At 67.2% G+C, this 6,304-nt stretch carries 7 protein-coding genes; 1 reads left to right on the top strand and 6 read right to left on the bottom strand.

Features of this window, described 5'->3' with window-relative positions; all coding sequences use genetic code 11:
- The 4 genes from WCJ52_RS10750 to WCJ52_RS10735 form a co-directional block, all read right to left on the bottom strand.
- The coding region (locus WCJ52_RS10750) for an NAD(P)-dependent oxidoreductase (RefSeq protein WP_336903306.1) at positions 1-712 on the bottom strand (712 nt) is incomplete at its 3' end.
- A 74-nt stretch (positions 713-786) separates the two neighbouring features.
- On the bottom strand, positions 787-1,947 hold the full coding sequence (locus WCJ52_RS10745) for a phosphoserine transaminase (RefSeq protein WP_336903305.1): 1,161 nt from the start codon (positions 1,945-1,947) through the stop codon (positions 787-789).
- A 121-nt stretch (positions 1,948-2,068) separates the two neighbouring features.
- A complete protein-coding gene (locus WCJ52_RS10740; RefSeq protein ID WP_336903304.1) occupies positions 2,069-2,482 on the bottom strand; it encodes a hypothetical protein in 414 nt (137 codons plus the stop codon).
- Positions 2,483-2,541: 59 nt separating this feature from the next.
- The gene (locus WCJ52_RS10735) at positions 2,542-2,877 is read right to left on the bottom strand and encodes a hypothetical protein (RefSeq protein WP_336903303.1); all 336 of its coding nucleotides are present in this window, start codon (positions 2,875-2,877) and stop codon (positions 2,542-2,544) included.
- 227 nt (positions 2,878-3,104) lie between these two features.
- On the opposite strand from WCJ52_RS10735, the gene WCJ52_RS10730 reads away from it, so the two are divergent.
- The gene (locus WCJ52_RS10730; RefSeq protein ID WP_336903302.1) at positions 3,105-5,018 is read left to right on the top strand and encodes an ATP-binding protein; all 1,914 of its coding nucleotides are present in this window, start codon (positions 3,105-3,107) and stop codon (positions 5,016-5,018) included.
- Here the strand turns inward: WCJ52_RS10730 and WCJ52_RS10725 are convergent.
- Both WCJ52_RS10725 and thiD read right to left on the bottom strand, forming a co-directional pair.
- On the bottom strand, positions 4,974-5,537 hold the full coding sequence (locus WCJ52_RS10725; RefSeq protein ID WP_336903307.1) for a nucleotidyltransferase family protein: 564 nt from the start codon (positions 5,535-5,537) through the stop codon (positions 4,974-4,976). The two genes, WCJ52_RS10730 and WCJ52_RS10725, sit on opposite strands and share 45 nt — an antisense overlap.
- Positions 5,538-5,584: 47 nt before the next feature.
- A partial coding sequence (thiD, locus tag WCJ52_RS10720; protein WP_336903301.1) for a bifunctional hydroxymethylpyrimidine kinase/phosphomethylpyrimidine kinase occupies positions 5,585-6,304 on the bottom strand: 720 nt, incomplete at its 5' end.

Here is a 6,304-nt window from a genome sequence, read left to right as displayed (position 1 = left end):
CCTCGTCCACCAGGCCGCCTCGGGCGCAGTTGACGATCAGCACCCCCTTCTTGGCCTTGGCCAGGCTCTCGGCCGACAGGATGTTGCGGGTCTTGTCGGTCAGGGGGGTGTGCAGGGTGATGATGTCGGCCCGGGCCAGCAGGTCGTCCAGGTCGACCTTCTCGACCCCGATCTCCACGGCCCGCTCGGCGGACAGGAAGGGATCGTAGGCCACCACCTTCATCTTCAGGCCATTGGCCCGGTCGGCGACGATGGAGCCGATATTGCCCGCCCCGATCAGGCCCAGGGTCTTGGCGTAGAGTTCGACGCCCATGAACCGGTTCTTCTCCCACTTGCCGGCCTGGGTGGAGGCGTCGGCGGCGGGGATCTGGCGGGCGAGGGCGAACATCATGGCCACGGCGTGCTCGGCGGTGGTGATGGAGTTCCCGAAGGGGGTGTTCATCACCACGATGCCCTTGGAGGTGGCGGCGGGGATGTCGACATTGTCCACCCCGATCCCGGCCCGGCCGATGACCTTCAGCTGGCCGGCGGCGGCGATCACGTCCTTGTCGGCCTTGGTGGCCGAGCGGACGGCCAGGCCGTCATAGTCGCCGATGATCTTCAGCAGTTCGTCCTTGGACAGGCCGGTCTTGACGTCGGCCTCGACCCCCCTCTGGCGGAAGATGTCGACGGCGGCGGGGGAGAGTTTGTCAGCGATGAGCACGCGGGGCATGGGGGTGTCTTTCTTCACGGGGAAGGGGAAGGGAAGGGTAAGGGAAGGGGAGGTGAGGCGGCGCGCGCGTGGGCTCAGAGCCCGGCGGCAGCCGTCTCGAAGGCCCAATCGAGCCAGGGGGTCAGGGCCTCAAGGTCGGCCGTCTCCACCGTGGCGCCGCACCAGATGCGCAGGCCGGGCGGAGCGTCGCGATAGCCGGCGACGTCCAGGGCCGCGCCCTCCTTATCGAGCAGGGAGGCCAGGGTCTTGGCGAAGTCGGCCTGGGCCTCGGCGGACAGGGCCGCCACCTGCGCGTCCACCACCTTCAGGCAGACCGAGGTGTTGGACCGGGTCGCCGGGTCGGCGGCCAGGAAGTCCACCCAGGGGGTCCGCGCCACCCAGTCGGCCAGGACCGCCAGATTGGCGTCGGCCCGGGCCCGCATGGCCGACAGGCCGCCGATCCCCTGGCCCCACTCCAGGGCGTCAATGACGTCCTCGACGCAGAGCATGGAGGGGGTGTTGATGGTGGCGCCCTCGAACAGGTCCAGGGTCACCTTGCCGTTCTTGGTCATGCGGAACAGCTTGGGCATGGGCCAGGCCGGCGAATGGCTCTCCAGCCGGGCGACGGCCCGGGGCGACAGGACCAGCACGCCGTGCGCGCCCTCGCCGCCCAGGGCCTTCTGCCAGGAGAAGGTCACCACATCGAGCTTGGCCCAGTCCAGGTCCTGGGCGAAGGCGGCCGAGGTGGCGTCACAGATCGTCAGCCCCTCGCGGTCCGCCGAGATGAAGCTGGCGTCCGGTACGCGCACCCCCGAGGTGGTGCCGTTCCAGGTGAAGACCAGGTCCGCTGCCGGGTCCACCCGGGACAGGTCGGGCAGTTCGCCATAGGGCGCTTCCAGCACCTCGGCGGGCAGCTTCAGCTGCTTGACCACGTCGGTGACCCAGTCCTTGCCGAAGCTCTCGAAGGCCAGCATCTGCACCTTGCGCGGCCCCAGCAGGGACCACATGGCCATCTCCACCGCCCCGGTGTCCGAGCCGGGGACAATGCCGATGAGGTAGCTGTCGGGAACCTCAAGCACCTTGCGGGTCAGGTCGATGGCCGCCTGCAGGCGCGCCTTGCCGGGCTTCGACCGGTGCGAGCGGCCGAGGACGGCATCCTTCAGGGCTTCGGGGGTCCATCCGGGGCGCTTGGCGCACGGGCCGGAGGAAAATTCGGGACGGGCCGGGCGCACGGCCGGCCGCGGGATTGTGGTCATTGCGATATCTCCCATCCTTACAGATGAGCAGCACCCCGTTGGGGGGGCGTGGCCCGCCGCGCAAAAACGCCGCTTTGCGCCCGAAGGCAAGGGGGAAGTTGGTGGGCGGCGCCCGCAGGCGTCAGGGCTCCGCGGGGCGGCTCCGGGAGCTCCAGACGCCGATCGACAGGCTGATCAGGACAACCCCGGTCGCGATATTGCTCGCCATTGCAAACATCGTATCAAGGGGTATCGCCATTGCCAGGTAATAAGCATGTATTGAAAAGTATCCAGACATGGCGCCCATCATCAGGGCAATCCAGAGGTAATTATATCGAACCGCGAGTACCAAAAAAGACAGGGCCATAAGGCCATCAATTGTCAGCAGGAGGGTCCCGATTTCCTTATATTTCCATAAATTCCCGGCAAGTATTGTCGCCCCCGTCGCCAGAATGAATATCAGCGCGGCAATCCGTTCCGGCGTCTTACCCGCAACTAGCGCCACGAGTGGAACCGCGACGTTTAGAGCGATTAGGACGGCATCCAGCGCAGACATGGAAAGGGGCTCCTCTCGTTCGAGAAGAGCCCCAAATCTCTTAACGCAAAATGACGAAATCAGGCGACGTTGCGCTCTTCGCCGGACAGGAAGAGCTGGAAGTCCTTCTTGCGGTAGAAACCGGCCATCCGCGGGCGGATACCCAGGCGCAGGGCGGCTTCTTCCAGACCCGAATGAACCTGGCCCATCAGGGTGCGGGCCGAGCTGAGAGCCGCAACGGCTTCAGTCAGCTTGACCTGAACGTCGTCGGCGAAGGCGACCGGGGCACCCAGGTCGGCGCGGGCCTGCAGCAGGTCGGCGAGCAATTGTGTGGTTTCGATCAGGGCCAAGTCGATCGCCGATTCCGTGGCGATGAGCTTTTCCTGGGTGCGTTGGGCGATAAATGCTTTGTCCATAAGAACCCCCTCAGGAGGCGGAATGGCCTCGTCGTTAAGGTAAATCGGAGGTTAACGTCCGTCCCCAGGATTCATCATTTGTTAACCGTGGCAAATTGACGCGGGCCTTGAAATCTGGCTTTTTTCAGTTTGATTCGCCCCCAAGCGTCAGTTTTTTCAGGGTTAATTCAGGGAAACGTTAGGACTTTCGGGGCAGTCTGGGCTTTCGTAGTAAAGCCGGGATCAGAATGACGCCCCCCGAGTACCGCCAAAAGGCTCTCAGCACGTCGGGCTTTCACGCCCGCATCTCCGCCGCCGCCGTCGTCACGGCGCTGAGCGTGCTCGTCTTGGCGTGCCTGGCCTTCATGGGTCAGCAGTGGGTCCAGGTCCAGGCCCAGAACCGCGCCCTCCAGTCCACCCTGGCCGCCGTATCGGCGGTCACCCTCTCCGATGCCGTCAGTTCCGGGGATGCTGCGGCGGTGGATTCGTCGGTGCGCGCCCTTGGCCTCTCGCACCTGCTGGTCTCGGCGGAATTCTTCGACGCCTCGGGCCAACGGGTTTCCGGCTTCGGGCAGGCGGGCCAGCTTGCGTCCCCCAGCTCCCCCGGCGGTTCCCAAGTCGTCATCCGCACGCCCGTGGAAGGCAAGGGGGTCCACCTTGGCGAACTGGTAACTGTCGGCAAGCGGTTGGGCCTCGCTGAGGTCGCGCCCCAGCTCCTCGCCCTGGCCGGTGCTCTCCTGTTCTCCTGCATCGGCGTCGCCATCGTCATCTCCCGTCGCCTGGCCGACCAGGTGATCGTCCCCGTCGTCGAGCTGTCCACCGCCATGCAGATGGTCTCGGACACCGACAGCTATGAGCCGATCCACCTGGCCAGCCGGGACGGCCTGTTCCGGGGCCTGAGCTCGGCCTTCAACCAGCTGCTGCATCGCCTGTCTGTCCGCGAGGTCCAGCAGCAGTCCATGGTGGCCGAGCTGCAGGATGCCCGCGACCGCGCCGACGACGCCAACCTGATGAAGTCACAGTTCCTGGCCAATATGAGCCACGAGATCCGCACGCCCCTGAACGGTGTCCTGACCATGGCCGAGATCATGGCCATGGGCGACCTGCCCGGCGAGCAGAGGAAGCGCCTGGATGTGGTCCGCCAGTCCGGCGACCTGCTTCTCAAGATCCTCAACGACGTCCTTGACCTGTCCAAGATCGAGGCGGGACGCATGACCCTTTCCGAGGAAGACTTCGATCTCGAGGCGGCCCTGTCCCCTGTGCGCGACCTCTTCGCCCCCTCGGCGACCGAGAAGGGCCTCGAATTCGTGATGCGCACCATGCCAGGGGCGAAGGGGGGCTGGCGGGGCGACCCGGGACGGCTGCGCCAGATCCTCGGCAACCTGGTCTCCAATGCGGTGAAATTCACCCACTCCGGCTCGATCACCGTGCTCCTGGACGAGGTCGCGGACCAGCTTGTCATCACCGTGCGCGACACCGGGGTCGGCATCCCGACCGAGAAGCACGCCATGCTGTTCGAAAAGTTCGTCCAGGTCGACAATTCCGCCACCCGCCGCTTTGGGGGCACCGGCCTTGGCCTCGCCATCTCGGCCGAACTTGCCCAAATGATGGGGGGGCGCATCGCCTTCGAGAGCACCGAGGGCCTGGGTACGACCTTCCGGTTCTCAGCCCCCCTGATGCGTGCGACTGGGGTCGACGCGGTCGAATTCGACGATGGCCTGTTCGAGGACGAAGAGGAGGCCGCGCCCCTGCGCGTTCTGGCCGCCGAGGACAATGCCACCAACCAGCAGGTCCTGACCGCGGTTATGGCCTCACTCGGGTGTGCGCTGGAGATCGTGCCCGACGGCGCCGCTGCGGTCGCCGCCTGGAAGACGGGCCGGTTCGACATCATCCTCATGGACATCCACATGCCGGTCATGGGCGGGGTGGAGGCGGCCACGGCCATCCGCGCCCTGGAGCGCAACCGCGGCCTGCCCCGGACGCCGATCATCGCCCTCACGGCCGACGCCATGACCCATCAGGTCGCCGAGTACCTGGCAGCGGGCATGGACGCTCACCTTGCCAAGCCCATCGAGATCAAGCGGCTGATCGACACCCTCCACCGGGTGTCCCAGGCCTCAGAGATGAACGCCGCCCCGGCCTCGGCCCGGGGAGCCCTCTGAGGCGCAGTCCTCGACAGCCAGCTCGGGCCAGCGCGCCACGACACCCTCGACCTTGGCCCGGAAGCCGGTCGCCGATCGCAGGGGATTGGGCCTCAGCCTCAGGCTGAACAGATCCTCCAGTCCGAAGGGGGCTGCGATCGTCAGCCGGTCGTCAGCCTCCAGGCGAACGCCCACCGCGTTGGCCGTCGAGACGAACCGTTCCAGGGCCTCGGCGCTGCTGGACAGGGGCGCATAGGGCTCGCCGAACCGGCCTTCGAACCACAGGTGCACCCGGGCCTGGTTCCGCACCTCGACCAGGGAGTCCAGGGGTGGCGGAAGCTCTGCCGCAGCCCTCCGGATCACCCTGTCCTCGGCGTCCCAGCCCGTATCCGAGCCGTCGAAATAGGCCAGGTCATAGTCCTTCAGGCCATAGTCTTCGGGCCGGCCCGTCAGGTGGTTAAAGACCTTCTGGTAGACGGCCCCGGAAAAGATCAGCCAGTCGGGCAGGTCCAGGGCCCGCGCCGCCCGCAGGGCGGTCATCAGGCTGTCGGACCGGCGGACCAGTCCGTCCAGCGTATCGGCGTGCTTCACGCCCGCCCCCTCATCGTCCAGGCGTGGTCGAGGGGACCATGCCCGCGGCCCAGGCCGGGGGCCCGGGCGATGGCCTCCTGGACATAGGCCCAGGCCCTTGCCACCGCCGCCTCCAGGGTCAGGCCCTGGGCCAGGCCCGCCGCGCAGGCCGAGGCCAGGGTGCAGCCGGTACCGTGGGTATGCCGGGTCTCCAGGCGGGCGGATTCAAACAGGGTCTCGCCCTGCGGCGTGAGCAGCAGGTCGCTCACGCGCTCGCCGTCCAGGTGGCCGCCCTTCATCAGGACGGCCCGGGCACCCAGGGCCAGAAGGGCCTCGCCGGCCCGCCTCTGGTCGTCCAGGCTGGCAATGCTCAGGCCCGTCAGGGCCTCGGCTTCCGGGACGTTGGGGGTCAATAGCCAGGCCCGGGGAACCATCAGCCGGCGGACGGCGTCCATGGCGTCCGTCGCCAGCAGGGCGGCGCCGCCCTTGGCGGTCATGACGGGATCGACCACCGCCGGGATCCCGGCCGCCGAGTCCAGTATGGCCGCAACGGTCTCGACCATGGCGATATCGCCCAGCATGCCCGTCTTCAGGGCGTCGGCCCCGATGTCGTCCAGCACGGCCCGGGCCTGGGCCGTCACCATGTCGGCGGGCACAGGCAGGACGCCGGTCACGCCCAGGGTGTTCTGCACCGTGATCGCGGTGACCGCCGTCGCCGCATATCCGCCGAGGGCAGT

The sequence above is a fragment of the Phenylobacterium sp. genome, from assembly GCF_037138395.1.
Lineage (GTDB): Bacteria > Pseudomonadota > Alphaproteobacteria > Caulobacterales > Caulobacteraceae > Phenylobacterium.
The sequence above is the reverse complement of the archived record's forward strand: the minus strand, read 5'-3'. Positions and strand labels throughout refer to the sequence as shown.

Bases quoted from the DNA above. Each gene is read 5' to 3' on its own strand.
- WCJ52_RS10745 (WP_336903305.1), bottom strand. From the start codon at position 1,947: ATGACCACAATCCCGCGGCCGGCCGTGCGCCCGGCCCGTCCCGAATTT.
- WCJ52_RS10730 (WP_336903302.1), top strand. From the start codon at position 3,105: ATGACGCCCCCCGAGTACCGCCAAAAGGCTCTCAGCACGTCGGGCTTT.
- WCJ52_RS10735 (WP_336903303.1), bottom strand. From the start codon at position 2,877: ATGGACAAAGCATTTATCGCCCAACGCACCCAGGAAAAGCTCATCGCC.
- WCJ52_RS10740 (WP_336903304.1), bottom strand. From the start codon at position 2,482: ATGTCTGCGCTGGATGCCGTCCTAATCGCTCTAAACGTCGCGGTTCCA.
- WCJ52_RS10725 (WP_336903307.1), bottom strand. From the start codon at position 5,537: ATGACCGCCCTGCGGGCGGCGCGGGCCCTGGACCTGCCCGACTGGCTG.